Origin of the sequence: Pseudomonas sp. D4002 (assembly GCF_013385665.1) — a bacterium.
In the GTDB taxonomy this organism is placed as follows: Bacteria; Pseudomonadota; Gammaproteobacteria; order Pseudomonadales; family Pseudomonadaceae; genus Aquipseudomonas.
In genome coordinates this window covers 161,810-175,999 of sequence record NZ_JACAPN010000018.1, presented here as the reverse complement: position 1 = coordinate 175,999, position 14,190 = coordinate 161,810, and the positions used below count along the sequence as shown (strand labels likewise).

General features: G+C 61.8%; 17 protein-coding genes. 9 read left to right on the top strand and 8 right to left on the bottom strand.

The window, feature by feature from the left end; genetic code table 11:
* Nucleotides 1-123 precede the first annotated feature (123 nt).
* The 3 genes from HX824_RS12480 (at nucleotide 124) to HX824_RS12470 (ending at nucleotide 2,026) form a co-directional block, all read left to right on the top strand.
* Entirely contained in the window at nucleotides 124-1,113 is a 990-nt protein-coding gene (locus HX824_RS12480; RefSeq protein ID WP_008434996.1) for a 2-hydroxyacid dehydrogenase, read from the top strand.
* A 71-nt stretch (nucleotides 1,114-1,184) separates the two neighbouring features.
* A complete protein-coding gene (locus HX824_RS12475) occupies nucleotides 1,185-1,625 on the top strand; it encodes a hypothetical protein (protein WP_177054604.1) in 441 nt (146 codons plus the stop codon).
* Nucleotides 1,622-2,026: an META domain-containing protein gene (locus HX824_RS12470; RefSeq protein ID WP_004371380.1), complete on the top strand. Its 405-nt coding sequence runs from the start codon at nucleotides 1,622-1,624 to the stop codon at nucleotides 2,024-2,026. Before HX824_RS12475 ends, HX824_RS12470 begins: the two co-directional genes overlap by 4 nt.
* 118 nt (nucleotides 2,027-2,144) lie before the next feature.
* Here HX824_RS12470 and HX824_RS12465 read toward each other — a convergent pair whose 3' ends face one another.
* Complete coding sequence (locus HX824_RS12465; RefSeq protein ID WP_004371382.1) at nucleotides 2,145-2,606, bottom strand: TlpA disulfide reductase family protein; 462 nt, start codon at nucleotides 2,604-2,606, stop codon at nucleotides 2,145-2,147.
* A gap of 115 nt (nucleotides 2,607-2,721) precedes the next feature.
* Between HX824_RS12465 and arsC the strand changes: the two genes are divergently transcribed.
* From arsC to HX824_RS12450, 3 genes are read left to right on the top strand one after another with little or no spacing between them, the layout of a single operon-like run.
* Nucleotides 2,722-3,075 carry an arsenate reductase (glutaredoxin) gene (gene arsC / locus HX824_RS12460; RefSeq protein WP_004371385.1) on the top strand — a complete coding sequence of 118 codons (354 nt, stop codon included), beginning with the start codon at nucleotides 2,722-2,724 and terminating at the stop codon, nucleotides 3,073-3,075.
* Nucleotides 3,072-3,686 carry an NAD(P)H:quinone oxidoreductase gene (gene wrbA / locus HX824_RS12455; protein WP_004371390.1) on the top strand — a complete coding sequence of 205 codons (615 nt, stop codon included), beginning with the start codon at nucleotides 3,072-3,074 and terminating at the stop codon, nucleotides 3,684-3,686. The genes arsC and wrbA overlap by 4 nt, the downstream gene beginning before the upstream one ends.
* Complete coding sequence (locus tag HX824_RS12450; RefSeq protein WP_177019556.1) at nucleotides 3,670-4,089, top strand: DUF2069 domain-containing protein; 420 nt, start codon at nucleotides 3,670-3,672, stop codon at nucleotides 4,087-4,089. The genes wrbA and HX824_RS12450 overlap by 17 nt, the downstream gene beginning before the upstream one ends.
* Nucleotides 4,090-4,312: 223 nt before the next feature.
* Here HX824_RS12450 and HX824_RS12445 read toward each other — a convergent pair whose 3' ends face one another.
* Nucleotides 4,313-4,984 carry a DNA-3-methyladenine glycosylase I gene (locus tag HX824_RS12445; RefSeq protein WP_177054603.1) on the bottom strand — a complete coding sequence of 224 codons (672 nt, stop codon included), beginning with the start codon at nucleotides 4,982-4,984 and terminating at the stop codon, nucleotides 4,313-4,315.
* Nucleotides 4,985-5,051: 67 nt separating this feature from the next.
* Nucleotides 5,052-5,876 (bottom strand): tRNA 2-thiocytidine(32) synthetase TtcA, encoded by an 825-nt coding sequence (gene ttcA / locus HX824_RS12440; protein ID WP_008435321.1) that lies wholly within the window; start codon nucleotides 5,874-5,876, stop codon nucleotides 5,052-5,054.
* Between the two features lie 362 nt (nucleotides 5,877-6,238).
* Between ttcA and HX824_RS12435 the strand changes: the two genes are divergently transcribed.
* Nucleotides 6,239-6,841 (top strand): Yip1 family protein, encoded by a 603-nt coding sequence (locus HX824_RS12435; RefSeq protein WP_004371402.1) that lies wholly within the window; start codon nucleotides 6,239-6,241, stop codon nucleotides 6,839-6,841.
* A gap of 128 nt (nucleotides 6,842-6,969) precedes the next feature.
* A complete protein-coding gene (locus tag HX824_RS12430; RefSeq protein ID WP_004371405.1) occupies nucleotides 6,970-7,464 on the top strand; it encodes a SprT family zinc-dependent metalloprotease in 495 nt (164 codons plus the stop codon).
* A gap of 123 nt (nucleotides 7,465-7,587) precedes the next feature.
* Here HX824_RS12430 and HX824_RS12425 read toward each other — a convergent pair whose 3' ends face one another.
* Nucleotides 7,588-8,769, bottom strand: coding sequence for a CaiB/BaiF CoA-transferase family protein (locus HX824_RS12425; protein WP_177019555.1), 1,182 nt, complete (start codon nucleotides 8,767-8,769; stop codon nucleotides 7,588-7,590).
* Nucleotides 8,770-8,918: 149 nt separating this feature from the next.
* Nucleotides 8,919-10,253: a dicarboxylate/amino acid:cation symporter gene (locus HX824_RS12420; RefSeq protein ID WP_008435307.1), complete on the bottom strand. Its 1,335-nt coding sequence runs from the start codon at nucleotides 10,251-10,253 to the stop codon at nucleotides 8,919-8,921.
* Nucleotides 10,254-10,590: 337 nt separating this feature from the next.
* On the opposite strand from HX824_RS12420, the gene HX824_RS12415 reads away from it, so the two are divergent.
* Nucleotides 10,591-11,589 (top strand): AraC family transcriptional regulator, encoded by a 999-nt coding sequence (locus tag HX824_RS12415; protein ID WP_003214223.1) that lies wholly within the window; start codon nucleotides 10,591-10,593, stop codon nucleotides 11,587-11,589.
* 129 nt (nucleotides 11,590-11,718) lie between these two features.
* On the opposite strand, the gene HX824_RS12410 is transcribed toward HX824_RS12415, so the two are convergent.
* From HX824_RS12410 to HX824_RS12400, 3 genes are read right to left on the bottom strand one after another with little or no spacing between them, the layout of a single operon-like run.
* Complete coding sequence (locus HX824_RS12410; RefSeq protein ID WP_023659245.1) at nucleotides 11,719-13,065, bottom strand: ATP-binding protein; 1,347 nt, start codon at nucleotides 13,063-13,065, stop codon at nucleotides 11,719-11,721.
* Nucleotides 13,062-13,739 carry a response regulator transcription factor gene (locus HX824_RS12405; RefSeq protein WP_003214228.1) on the bottom strand — a complete coding sequence of 226 codons (678 nt, stop codon included), beginning with the start codon at nucleotides 13,737-13,739 and terminating at the stop codon, nucleotides 13,062-13,064. Before HX824_RS12405 ends, HX824_RS12410 begins: the two co-directional genes overlap by 4 nt.
* An 18-nt stretch (nucleotides 13,740-13,757) precedes the next feature.
* Nucleotides 13,758-14,066: a hypothetical protein gene (locus HX824_RS12400; RefSeq protein WP_003214230.1), complete on the bottom strand. Its 309-nt coding sequence runs from the start codon at nucleotides 14,064-14,066 to the stop codon at nucleotides 13,758-13,760.
* Nucleotides 14,067-14,190: the final 124 nt, after the last annotated feature.

Below are 14,190 nucleotides of genomic sequence, written 5' to 3'. Positions count from 1 at the left end.
CAGGATTTTGGGGCCGCTGCGCAGCCCAGCGGGAGCAAGCTCCCTCGCCACAGTAAGCTTCCTCACCACAGACAAGCCCCCTCGCCACAAAAGCAGCTTTCCATCATCAAGAAGGAATATTTGATGCGCATCATCCTCTTCAGCAGCCAGACCTACGACCGCGACAGCTTTCTCGCCCAACCGCTGCCCGAAGGCATGCAGCTGCAATTCCAGCCGGCCCGGCTGAACCTCGACACCGTGGCCCTGGCCGAACACCACGAAGTGGTCTGCGCCTTTATCAACGATGACCTCAGCGCCCCGGTGCTGGAGCAGTTGGCCAGCGGCGGCACCCGCCTGATCGCCCTGCGTTCCGCCGGTTACAACCATGTCGACCTGCCCGCCGCCAAGCGCCTGGGCCTGACCATCGTGCGGGTGCCGGCCTACTCGCCCCATGCGGTGGCCGAACATGCGGTCGCGTTGATCCTGGCCCTCAATCGCCGCCTGCACCGCGCCTACAACCGCACCCGCGACGGTGACTTCAGCCTGCACGGCCTGACCGGGTTCGACCTGGTGGGCAAGACCGTCGGCGTGGTCGGCACCGGGCAGATCGGCGCCACATTCGCCAAGATCATGGCCGGCTTCGGCTGCCAGCTGCTGGCGTACGATCCCTACCCCAATCCGCAGGTCGAGGCCCTTGGCGCCCGGTATGTGAGCCTGCCGCAGTTGCTGGGCGAGTCACAGGTCATCAGCCTGCATTGCCCGCTGACGGCGGACAGCAAACACCTGATCAACGCCCAAAGCCTCGCCCATATGCAGCCCGGCGCGATGCTCATTAACACCGGGCGCGGAGGCCTGGTGGACACCCCGGCGCTGATCGACGCGCTCAAGGACGGCCAGCTAGGCTATCTGGGGCTGGATGTGTATGAAGAAGAGGCCCAGCTGTTTTTCGAAGACCGCTCGGACCTGCCCCTGCAAGACGACGTATTGGCGCGCCTGCTGACCTTCCCCAATGTGATCATCACCGCGCACCAGGCCTTCCTGACCCGCGAGGCGCTGGGGGCGATTGCCGGCACCACCCTGGCCAACATCGCGGCGTGGGCCGGCGGACAGGCGCAAAACCTCGTCGAAGGATGATCAGCGGTCACATAGCCGCGCCATGATGGGTAGCGGCGCATGATAGGATGCCGCGCCTATTTGGAGGATCCATGGCCGAACACGATTTCCGCTTCAGCTTGCTGAGCCCGCAACACACCCTGATCGAATGCCGGGCCCTGGTGCCGGGCCGTTATCAAGTCACCGGCAACGGTGGCTCGATCAAGAACGGCGACGTTCTGATCGTCACCCTGCGCGGCAGCAAAACCCTGTCGATGCGCCTGACCGTCGAAGGCGATGCGCGCTACTCCATCCGCCCGGCGGGCCAGTGGGTCGCCATGGCCCAGGGGCCGAAATTCGGCGAACTGGAGATTCACACCTGGAAGGTCAACTGCGACAGCTGCGACAGCGTGCTGGAGTTTGAATTCGCAGTGGAAACCAAGCTGACCAAGGAACCGCTGCAACCGGCCGCCACTGCACGGGTTACCGAGTTGGGCTGGGCCACCCTGGGTGACAAGCACCGCTGCCCGAAATGCCAGCAGGCCGCGCAATGAAAGCCCTGCTGATGCTGGCCGTGCTGGGTGCAGGCCTTGCGGGCTGCGCCAGCGACGAGGTCAAGCTCAAGCAGGATCACAGCTACGTAGTGGAATGGATCGGTGAGCGGCCGCTGATGGATTACGCCCACCTGACCGTAACCCTCGGCGCCGATGGCCGGGCCTATGGCAATGGTGGCTGCAACCATTGGTTTGCGCCCTACACCCTGGACGGCGACAAGCTGAGCTTCGGCAAAGTCGGCAGCACCCGCAAACTCTGCGCCGAAGCGCTGATGGAGCAGGAGCACCGCTTCTTCCAGGCCCTGCAGGGCGTGCAGCGCTGGGACATTTCGCCGATCGAACAGACCCGCTTCTGGCCGGCGGATGGCAAGCCGTTGCGGTTGTGGCTGGAAGAAGGCTGATCTGTAAGGCGCAGCAGGTCTAAATGTGGGAGCGGGCTTGCTCGCGAAAGCGGTGGATCAGTCGATGTATCCGGTGACTGTCACACCGCATTCGCGAGCAAGCCCGCTCCCACATTTTTTATCCGCGCAACGCCTTGAGCTTGGCCAACACCCCTTCCGCCGTCTGCTCACCCATCAGTTGCTCACGCACCTTGCCCTTGTCATCAATGATGTAGGTCACCGGCAGGGCTTCACTGCGGGGAATGTCGAAGATCCCGTCCGGGTTCTGCGCCAGTACGGTGAACTTGATGCCCAGCTTCTCGCTGGCGCTCTTGAGCTCTTCACCCTGGACGTTGTCGAAATTCACCCCGAACACCCCCACCGACTGGCCCTTGAGCTGTTCGGCCAAGGCGTTGAGTTCTGGGATTTCGGTACGGCACGGGCCACACCATTCGGCCCAGTAGTTAACCACCAGCCATTGCTTGTCCAGGCGTTCGGCGGCCACTTTCTGACCATATTGGTCAACGCCATAATCATTGCCACAGCCGCTGAGCAGCAGTGTGCCGATGATTGCCAATGCGCCTAACAGTCGCCTCGTCATGGGGTAATCCTTCGTAAAAATGAACGTTGGCTGCGGCCTATCGCCTCTCATGGTTTAAGGACGCGGCGCAGCGCGGGTAGAATACCCGCCACCTTACGCAAGATGCGACCCGCACATGACCGATCTGACGCTTTATCACAACCCGCGCTGCTCGAAATCCCGCGGTGCGCTCGAACTGCTGGAAGCCCGTGGCCTCACACCGACGGTGGTGCGCTACCTGGAAACCCCGCTCGACGCCGCGCAATTGCAGGCCCTGCTGGGCAAGCTGAACATCAGCGCGCGGCAACTGCTGCGTACCGGCGAGGACGAATATAAAACCCTCAACCTGGCTGACACCAGCCTCAGCGAAGCACAGTTGATCGCTGCTATCGCCGCTCATCCGAAACTGATGGAGCGTCCGATCCTCGCCACCGCCGACAAGGCCGTGATCGGCCGCCCACCGGAGAACATCCTGGAGCTGGTTTCGTGAGTGCGCCGTATGTGCTGGTGTTGTATTACAGCCGCAACGGTTCAGTCAGCGAAATGGCCCGGCAGATTGCCCGGGGCATCGAGCAAGCCGGGCTTGAGGCGCGGCTGCGCACCGTGCCGGCCATCTCCAGTGAATGCGAGGCCGTGGCGCCGGACATTCCGGTCGACGGCCCGCTGTACTGCAGCCTCGACGACCTGAAGAACTGCGCAGGCCTGGCGCTGGGCAGCCCGACCCGTTTCGGCAACATGGCCGCGCCGCTCAAGTACTTTCTCGACGGCACCAGCAACCTGTGGCTGACCGGCGCCCTGGTCGGCAAGCCGGCAGGTGTGTTCACCTCCACCGCCAGCCTGCACGGCGGCCAGGAGACCACACTGATGTCGATGCTGCTGCCGCTGCTGCACCACGGCATGCTGATCACCGGACTGCCCTACAGTGAACAGGCGCTGCTCGACACCAAGGGCGGTGGTACGCCTTATGGCGCCAGCCACCATTCCGGTGCCGACGGCAAGCGTGCGCTGGATCAACACGAGATCGCCCTGTGCCGCGCCCTCGGCCTGCGCCTGGCGAAGACCGCTGCGCTACTGGAGAACGGCCGTGGCCAGGAAGCCTAAGCTACTGCCGCCCCAGGCCTGGCTGGAGCCACGGGTCAAGGCGATGCGGGCGTTGAGCCTGCTGGCGTTCCTGGGATTGGTGGGGCTGCTGTGTGCCTACTACCTGGCGTTCGCCGATCTGCATGGCGCGCGGCCGTGGGTGATTCTGCTGATCGAGTTGGTGCCGCTGCTGTTGCTGGCGCCGGGGATGATCCTGGGCAGCGCGCGCGGGCATTCATGGATGTGCTTTGTGGTGAACCTGTATTTCATCAAGGGCGCGCTGGCGGCCTATGACCCGAACCGGCAGTGGTTTGGTGTGCTCGAGATGCTGGCGAGCCTGGCGGTGTTCTGCACGGCGTTGATGTATGTGCGGTACCGGCATCAGCTGAATCGGCGGTTGGCGGGGGAAGGATTGCCTGCCTGAATACACTTTTCGGGCAAAGCCGCAATCAATGTGGCTGGGGAGATTGTTGGAGAGGGAATCCGTGGCGAGGGAGCTTTTTTGTGGCTAGGGAGCTTGCTGTGGCGAGGGAGCTTGCTCCCGCTGGAGTGCGAAGCGCTCCCAAGATTTTGGGGCCGCTACGCAGCCCAGCGGGAGCAAGCTCCCTCGCCACAGCAAGCTCTCTCCCCACTGGGTTTTTTCGGGCTTAGTGGTTGACGGTATACGCCAGCATCATCGACAACTGGCACATCGGCCGCCCGCTCTCGGCATGCCACTGGTTGAATGCGCCCTGCACCGTGGCCAGGTCCCGCAGGCTGGTGGGCACCTTGTCGACGATTTTCTGCGCATTCAGCGCCGCCACCACGTCATAGCTCGGCACGAACGTGTCCTTGCCCACCATCCGCAAAAAGCGCGGCGCCGACAGCCCGCCCAACTGGTGGCCGTGCTTGCTCAGGTACTTCCACAGGCCGACGATATCGCTCACCGGCCAGTCGGCAATAAACCCGCCGAAGCTGCCTTTTTCCTTCTCGACATCCAGAATCATCTGCGCATTGCGCGGCACGCTCTTGAGCTTGCCCAGGTGACGGATGATGCGCGTGTCCTGCATCAGCCGCTCCAGGTGCTCGGCGCCCATGAGTACGACTTTTTCCGGGTCAAACCCAAAGAACACCTGCTCGAAGGCCGGCCACTTGGCGTCCACCACGCTGTGCTTCAGGCCGGCACGAAACACCCGCAGCGACAGGATCGACAGGTAGCGGTCATCGCTGATCTTGCGCAGTTTCGCCGGGGTCAGGGGCACAGGCAGGTGGGCTTCCAGCTCGGCCGCCGAACCAAACCGGTTCAGACAATATTCGTGCAGCCACTTGTAATCGCGCATGCCCTCTCCTAAGGATTGAAATGAAAACGGCGCCCAGGAGCGCCGTCTGTCAGAGCGGTGAAAACACTCAGAGGTTCACTACGTTGACGAAGCGCGACGCCGCACTTTCGTCGATACGCAAGCTGGTGAAGTCGAACAGGTTACGGTCGGCCAACTGCGACGGCTGCACGTTCTGCAGACTGCGGAAGATGCTGTCGACGCGGCCCGGGGTCTTGCGGTCCCAATCCTGGAGCATGTCCTTGACCACCTGGCGCTGCAGGTTTTCCTGGGAGCCGCAGAGGTTGCACGGGATGATCGGGAATTGCTTGAGGTCGGAGTAGGCCTGGATGTCCTTCTCATGGCAGTACGCCAGTGGGCGGATCACCACGTTGCGCCCGTCATCGGCCCGCAGCTTGGGCGGCATGGCCTTGAGGCTGCCGTTGAAGAACATGTTGAGGAAGAAGGTTTCGACGATGTCATCGCGGTGATGACCGAGGGCCATCTTGGTCGCGCCGATTTCGTCGGCAAACGTATAGAGCGTGCCACGGCGCAGGCGCGAGCACAGCGAGCAGGTGGTCTTGCCTTCCGGGACCAGCTCCTTGACCACCGAATAGGTGTCTTTCTCGACGATGTGGTACTCGATCCCCAATTCCTTGAGGTAGGCCGGCAGTACATGCTCGGGAAAACCCGGCTGCTTCTGGTCCATGTTCACGGCAACGATGTCGAACTTGATCGGCGCGACCTTTTGCAGGTGCATCAGCACGTCGAGCATGGTGTAGCTGTCCTTGCCGCCGGACAGGCAGACCATGACCTTGTCGCCCTCTTCGATCATATTGAAATCGGCGACTGCCTCGCCGGCCAGGCGACGCAGGCGTTTTTGCAGTTTGTTCTGGTTGACCGTAAGAGTGCCCATGGCGCTTGGATCCGCGAAAGGTGTGTGACGAAAAGCCGGGTATTTTACCGGGATGGACGACCGAGTTCCAATGTGGGAGCGGGCTTGCTCGCGAACGCGAAGTGTCATTCGCCAGGTATTTAGCTGACCCACCGCATTCGCGAGCAAGCCCGCTCCCACAGTTGACCGCATTCCAATCAACAGACCCCGCCGCGATTAGGCCCAATGTTTACAGCGCAATTTGCTCTAAAGCCCCACACTTTTTCCGGTCATCACTTCCTATACTGCGACATAAGGTCGCACATATATCCAGACCTTTCAGGCCAATTGGCCCGTGGGCGCTCCGCTGGGGGGCGATGGTAATAACGACAGGAGTGACTGGCATGATCCATCACGTCGTGGGACTTTTCACCCACCCCGATCAGGAATGGCGGGAAATTCGTGGCGATAAAGAAGAAAGCATCGGCCACATGTACCTCACCCACACGCTGATTCTCGCGGCCATCCCCGCTGTCTCAGCCTTTATCGGTACCACTCAGGTGGGTTGGGTCATCGGCAGCCGCGCCCCGGTGATGCTGACGGTGGAAAGCGCGTTGTGGATGACCCTCATGTCCTACGCGGCGATGCTCGGCGGCGTGGCGGTGATGGGCGCGTTCATTCACTGGATGGCCCGCACCTATGACGCCAACCCCAGCATGGCGCGCTGCGTGGCGTTTGCCACCTACACCGCGACACCGCTGTTTATCGGCGGGCTGGCGGCGCTGTACCCGCATATGTGGCTGGGCATGGTGGTGGGCACGGCGGCCATTTGCTACACGGTGTATCTGCTGTACGTGGGGCTGCCGACCTTCATGAATATTCACCCGGACGAGGGCTTCCTGTTTTCCAGCTCGGTACTGGCGGTAGGCCTGGTGGTGCTGGTGGCGATCATGGCCTTTACCGTGATCGTCTGGGGGCTGGGCGTAGGCCCGATCTACACCAACTGACGCGGTTTACCCGCAGGAAAAGCCACCGCAAGGTGGCTTTGTGCGTTATGCATGACCATTCGGCGCCTGACAGATTCGGATACACCCTTGTTTGCGGCATACTGGACATCTCTGGAGATATGTACAGCATGCCCGAGCAACTCAATACCCGCGTCGAAGATTGTTTCCTGCAAGCCGAATCCTTTTTCAAACGAAGCTTCAAACGCCCTCAGGTCAGCCTCAAGCTGCGGGGCCAGAAGGCCGGTGTCGCGCATTTGCACGAGAACCTGCTGCGCTTCAACCCGCAGCTCTACCGTGAAAACAGCCAACACTTCCTTAAACAGACAGTCGCCCATGAAGTGGCGCACCTGATTGCCCACCAATTGTTCGGCGAGCGCATCCAGCCCCATGGCGAGGAATGGCAGCTGATCATGCGTGGGGTTTACGAACTGCCGCCGGACCGCTGCCACACCTATGAAATCCAGCGGCGGCGCGTCACGCGGTATATCTACCGCTGTCCGTGTGCCGACAGTGACTTCCCGTTTTCGCCCCAGCGTCACGGGTTGGTGGGCCAGGGGCGGCGGTATTTGTGTCGCAGGTGTCGGCAGACTTTGGTGTTTACCGGGGAAACCCGCGTCGAGTGAGGTTTGTGGTGGATTTAAGGGCCCCTTCGCGAGCAAGCCCGCTCCCACATTTTATCGCATTCCAACGATGGAACTCGGTTGAATGTGGGAGCGGGCTTGCTCGCGAAGGGGCCGGCCCAGGCGCTACTGAATCACCTTGGCACGCCGCAAATCATCTATCTGCTGAGCACTGAAGCCCAACTCCGCCAACACCTCATCGCTGTGAGCGCCCACCGCCGCGCCTATGTGCCTGGCCGCCGGCAAGCCCTCGGAAAACTTCAGCGGGCAGGCCATTTGCGCCTGGCTGGAACCATCGCCCCGCGGCACCTGGCTGACCAGCTCCCGGGCTTTCAACTGCGGGTGTTCAACGGCCTCGCTCAGATTCAGCACCGGCTCGACACACGCATCAATCCCGGCAAACAGCTCACACAGCTCATCAAAGCTGCGTTTCTCGAACTCGACCTGCAGCGCCAGCTTGAGGGCTTTCTGCTGCTCGGGTTTGGGCGATAGGCCCATTGCCGCCAATTCAGGGCGGCCAAGGGCCGTACACAACTGCTGCATAAACGCCGGCTCCAGACTGCCCACCGACAACCAGCGTCCTTCCCGCGATCGGTAATAGTCATAGAAACTGCCGCCATTGAGCACTTGGTTCTCCCACGCCGGCTCCACGCCGCACGCCAGGTAACCGGCGCCGGCCATGGCATTCAGGCTGAAGGCGCAGTCGGTCATGCTCACGTCCAGGTATTGCCCCACCCCACTGTGCTGCCGGGCAATCACCGCCGCCAGCAAACCGATCACCGCGTGCAACGAGCCGCCCCCCACATCCGCCAACTGCACACCCAAGGGCAACGGCCCGCTGTCCTGGCGCCCGGTGTAGCTGGCAATGCCTGCCAGGGCCAGATAATTGATGTCATGGCCGGCGCGATCCTTGTAGGGGCCGGTCTGGCCGTAGCCGGTGATGGAGACGTAGATCAGCTTTGGGTTGATCGCCTTCAACGCCTCGTAACCCAGGCCCAGGCGCTCCATGACCCCGGGGCGGAACTGCTCGAGGACGATGTCGTAGTCCGCCACCAGTTGCCGCACGATCGCCACCGCCTCGGCCTGCTTGAGGTCCAGGGCCAGGCTGCGTTTGTTGCGGTTCAGATAGGCATGGCTGGCCGACACGCCCTGGTCATGGGGCGGCAGTACTCGCAGCAGGTCCATGCGCGTGGGGGATTCGATGCGCAACACCTCGGCGCCCATGTCGGCCAGCAGCAACGAGGCGAACGGCCCCGGCAGCAAGGTGGAGAAATCCAGTACTTTGAGGGACGCCAAGGGACCTGACATGCGGACTCCGATTCCGATTCGATTGGCCACAGAGTAGGCAAACCCGGCGGTCGGCGGCAATCACATAAACCATCATCCGAAGTGACTGATGCTTCCCGAAGGCATAAAAAAACCCATCCGAAGATGGGTTTTTCACAAACGCTGCAGCCTTACTTGACGGCGGTTGGAGCCGGGCCTTCGGCCACGCCCAGGTCGTCTTCTTCACGGGTGTCGGAGATACCGCGACCACCGGAAGCCAGTTCGACTTTCAGCTTGTCTTCGTCCAGTTCCTTGACCCACTTGGCCACAACCAGGGTTGCAACAGCGTTGCCAACCAGGTTGGTCAGTGCGCGGGCTTCGGACATGAAGCGGTCGATACCCAGGATCAGCGCCAGGCCGGCAACAGGCAGGTGGCCAACAGCCGACAGGGTAGCGGCCAGTACGATGAAACCACTACCGGTCACGCCAGCAGCGCCCTTGGACGACAGCAGCAGTACCAGCAACAGGGTGATCTGGTGGGTGATGTCCATGTGGGTGTCAGTCGCCTGGGCGATGAACACGGCAGCCATGGTCAGGTAGATCGAAGTACCGTCCAGGTTGAAGGAGTAGCCAGTCGGGATAACCAGGCCGACTACCGACTTCTTGGCGCCCAGGCGTTCCATCTTGATCAGCATGCGTGGCAGTGCGGATTCGGACGAGGAAGTACCCAGTACGATCAGCAGTTCTTCACGGATGTAGCGGATCAGTTTCAGGACGCTGAAGCCGTGTGCGCGGCAGATGGCGCCCAGCACCAGCACCACGAACAGGATGCAGGTGATGTAGAAGCAGATCATCAGCTGACCGAGCTGCACCAGCGAACCTACGCCGTAGGCACCGATGGTGAACGCCATGGCGCCCAGGGCACCGAGTGGCGCGAGCTTCATGATCATGTTGATGATGTTGAACATCACGTGGGCGAAACGATCGATGAAGTCCAGCACCGGCTTGCCGTAGGCACCCAGGCGGTGCAGGGCGAAACCGAAGATCACCGAGAACATCAGCACTTGCAGGATGTCACCGGTAGCGAACGCGCCAACGATAGTGTTCGGGATCACGTTCAGCAGGAAGCCAACGATGCTCTGGTCGGCACCGGCAGTCACGTAGGCCGCGACTTTGGAGGCGTCCAGGGTAGCCACGTCGATATGCATGCCGGCGCCCGGTTGCACGACGTTGACCACGACCAGGCCGATCAGCAGGGCGATGGTGGAGACGATTTCGAAGTACAGCAGCGCGTAGCCGCCGGTCTTGCCGACCGATTTCATGCTTTGCATGCCAGCGATGCCGCTGACAACGGTGCAGAAGATGATCGGGGCGATGACCATTTTGATCAGCTTGATAAAGCCGTCACCCAGTGGCTTGAGGGCCACGCCGGTCTGCGGGTAGAAGTGACCGAGCAAAATACCGATAACGATTGCAACGATCACCTGGAAATACAGGGATTTGTACAGTGGCTGACGAGTCGTCATTGCAAAGTTCCTCAATCGTCTCGTGTGGCAAATATCCGCCATTGCCCACGACACTTGAATTGCGAACCCTCCTGCACTGGAGGGATTTGTTGTTTGAGAGCCTGCTCGAGGCGGTCTCCCTGCGCTCTGTATCGCAAGCGTCGTGCCACTTCTGCTGAAACTCCCTGAAGGCCTTTAGACATCAGCGCTCGGGCGATTTCCAGCTTAAGGTTATGCCTACAGACAGTGGCGGATTTCCGCCTGCTCGCCTGATCTCGTCCTACAATTTGGCGGATATCCGCCTTGTTGCACCGGCCCGGGGTGGCTAACATCCGCCACTCAATGGAAGAGGCCCCTCATGCGTGAACGAACCATCGCCAGTCACTACGCCCGGGCCGCCCTCGGCGGTGCTCGCCGGGCCGGCTACGATTATTCGGGCCTGCTGCAGCAGGTCGGCATCACTGCGGAACTGCTGAGCGAGCCCCGCGCCCGCATCGCCCCCGAGCAATTCACCCAGTTGTTGCAAATGCTGTGGCTGGCGCTGGATGACGAATACCTGGGCTTCGCCGAAGGCCCGAGCAAGCGCGGCACCTTCGCCATGATGTGCCACGCGCTGATTCACTGCCGCACCCTGGAGAAGGCTCTGGAACGCGGCTTATTATTTTATAGCCTATTCCCGCAGGGTCCGCGCTGGCGTCTGACACGTGAAGGAGAAATGGCCCGCCTGAGCCTGGACGATTCGCAGCTCTGGGACCCGGATCACTTCCTCAGCGAATGCCTGCTGGTGATCTGGCACCGCCTCGGCAGTTGGCTGATTGGCCAGCGCATCCGCCTGCACCAGGCCACCTTCAGCTACCCGACGCCGCCCCACGCCGGTGAGTACGACTTGCTGTTCCCCTGCCCGCAGGTATTCGCGGCGCCCACCAGCAGCCTGGTGTTCCCCAGCCGCTACCTGAGCCTGCCGTTGTTGCAGGACGAGCGCACCCTCAAGCATTTCCTCGAACGCTCCCCGGCCGACCTGCTGTCGCGGCCGGATGAAGGCGACAGCCTGAGCAGCCAGTTGCGCCGCCTATTGAGCCGCGACCGCACGCCCTGGCCCGACCTCGAAGCCGTCGCCCAGCACCTGCATATCAGCCCGCAGACCCTGCGTCGGCATTTGCGGGAGGAAGGCACCAGCTTTCAGGCGCTCAAGGATGAGTTGCGCCGGGACATTGCGATCTATCATTTGGGGCGGGCGGATTTGTCGTTGCAGGAGATCGCCGAGCAGCTGGGGTTTTCCGAACCGTCGGCGTTTCATCGGGCGTTCAAGAAGTGGACCGGGTTGACGCCGGGGGCCTATAGAGCACAAGAAACCTAGGTGTGTATTGATGCGACTGGCCTCTTCGCGAGCAAGCCCGCTCCCACATTTGACCGAGTTCCACCTTGGGAATGCCATCGAATGTGGGAGCGGGCTTGCTCGCGAAGAGGCCGGCACAGCCAATAAAGATCAAACAGCCGGGAAGTGGATCTTGAACGCAGCCCCACCCAGCGGTGAATCCCCAAGGGTCAGCCGGGCGCCATAGCTTTCAATGATGTCCTTGACCACCGCCAGGCCAATCCCCTGCCCCGGATGCTGGCGGTCGAGCCGCTCGCCCCGCTGCAGGATGCGCGCACGCTGGTCCGGCGGCACGCCGGGGCCATCGTCTTCGATGCACAACTCGGTGCCCTCCAGGCTTTCCTGCAAGGTGATGCGCACTTCGCTCAGGCACAGGCGATAGGCGTTCTCCAGCAGGTTGCCGAGCAGTTCCAGCAAGGCGCCCTTCTCGATCGGCACGTCGCATTCGTCCGGCAGTTCAAAGGCGACCTTCACGCCCTTATCGCGATAAACCTTGTCCAGCGTGTCGCACAGGCTTTGCAGCACCGGCTCCAGCCGCACCTGGTGGCGCACCAGGCCGCTTTTACGCAGGCTGGCGCGCTGCAATTGGTAGCTGATCTGCTGGCTCATGCGTTCGATCTGCGATTGCAGTACCCAGGCCTGGTCCCGATCTTCGGGGCGCTGGGCCATGTCTTCACTCACGCCTTGCAACACCGCCAACGGGGTTTTCAGGCTGTGGGCCAGGTCATCCAGGGAATCGCGGTAACGGGTGCGTTGCTCCCGCTCGCTGTGGAGCAACCGGTTCAGGGAGCCGGTCAGGCGCAGCAGCTCGCGCGGGTGTTGCTCGCTGAGGCTTTCCCGGGTACCGCCTTCGATTTCATCCAGTTCCTGGCTCAGCCGGCGCAGCGCCTGCAGGCCCCAGGTCAGGCCCAGCCACAACAGGGTCAGCAGCACCAGCAAGGCGGCGCCGAAGCCCAGGTAGAGGTTTTCCCGCAGGCCTTCGAGGGTCAGTTGGTATTCACGCACCGGTTGCAGGGCGACGATACTGAACGCCGCGCTCTTGCCGCCCAGCAGCTTGACCTCGACGTCATAGACAAAAAATTCCTGGCCGTTGGCCTCGCGGATCCGCGCAAATTCGTTGCCGCGCCCGTCATAGCGCGGCTTGTAGTTGATGTTCTCTTCCTGTGTGGCGCGCGACCGCCAGACCAGATGGCCTTCGCGGTCATAGATGTAGCCCAGCAGGCGGCTGTCGGTGAGGTTGAAACGCTCGTCCGGCAGCTGCGCAGGCATCAGCAGGCGATTGTTTTCAACCCGGGCAGCCGAAATCAGCGTGGTGACATCCGACGCCAGGCGCTGCTCGATGGAGTCCTGCAGGGCCAGGCTGAAGGCGCCCTGCATGGCCGGCAACAAGGCCAGCATAAACAGCACGGCCAGGATGGTGGCCGCGAGCATCAAACGTACACGTAGCGAGCGAATCAACGGCAGCGCTCATTGAACAGGTAGCCCAGGCCACGCACGGTGTCGATCGGCTTGAAACCCGCCGGGCCTTCCAGCTTGCGGCGCAGGCGGCCCACCAGCACTTCGATCACGTTCGGATCACGCTCGTCGTCATCGGGGTAGAGCTGTTCCATCAGGCGGTCCTTGGCGACCACTTGCTGGTGATGCCGCATCAGGTATTCGAGGATGCGGTATTCGTAGGCGGTCAGCGCCAGTGGCTGTTCGTCGAGGGACGCCTGCTTGCGATTGAGGTCCAGCAGCAACGGCCCGGCGACGATGGTGGATTGGGTGAAACCGCTGGAGCGGCGCAACAGTGCGTTCATCCGCGCTTCCAGCTCTTCGAACTGGAACGGCTTGACCACGTAGTCGTCGGCACCCGCTGCCAGGCCTTCAACCTTGTCCTGCCAGTTGCCACGGGCGGTCAGGATCAGGATCGGGAAGGTCTTGGCCTGGGCGCGCAATTGGCGGATCAGGTCCAGGCCGCCCATGCCGGGCAGGCCCAAATCGATGATCGCCAGGTCGTGGTTGAATTGCCCGGTCTGGTACAGCGCCTCTTCGGCATTGGCGACGGCCTCGACCACGTGACCGCTGTCGGTAAGGCGGGTCAACAGGTGATGGCGCAGCAACGCCTCATCTTCGACAACCAGCAATTTCATAAAGCTCTCCAAGGCAAATCAACTTTCCAACTGGGGTATATCATAGCGGCCCTGCAGGTCTTGCTGGCGCAATTTACTGCCGTTGAAGTGACCTGACAGGTTTTCGTTGCCCACGCGATAGTCTGACTGCGGGGTGTGCTGGCCCAGGGACTGGCCCCATGGAGCCGCCTGTTCACCGGCATCCTCGAAGCTCACCCGCTGGAGAAGGCTGTAGGGCTTTTTGCTCTTCTCCTTGGAGAAACCCGCGAAACTCGAATCAGAGGCCTGGACGCCAGCGGTGGCGCTGAGCATGGTTAAGGCCAACATCAGCTTCTTGATCGCAGTCATGGTGCTACCTCATACGCTTGGGCTTTGGGTACGGGGCCAGACTACGCAGACGCCCCTGAACTCCCCCTGAACACTCTCTGAACCTGGGCTGAACCGAGGCCGGCTACTGTGTAAAGAGTTATTT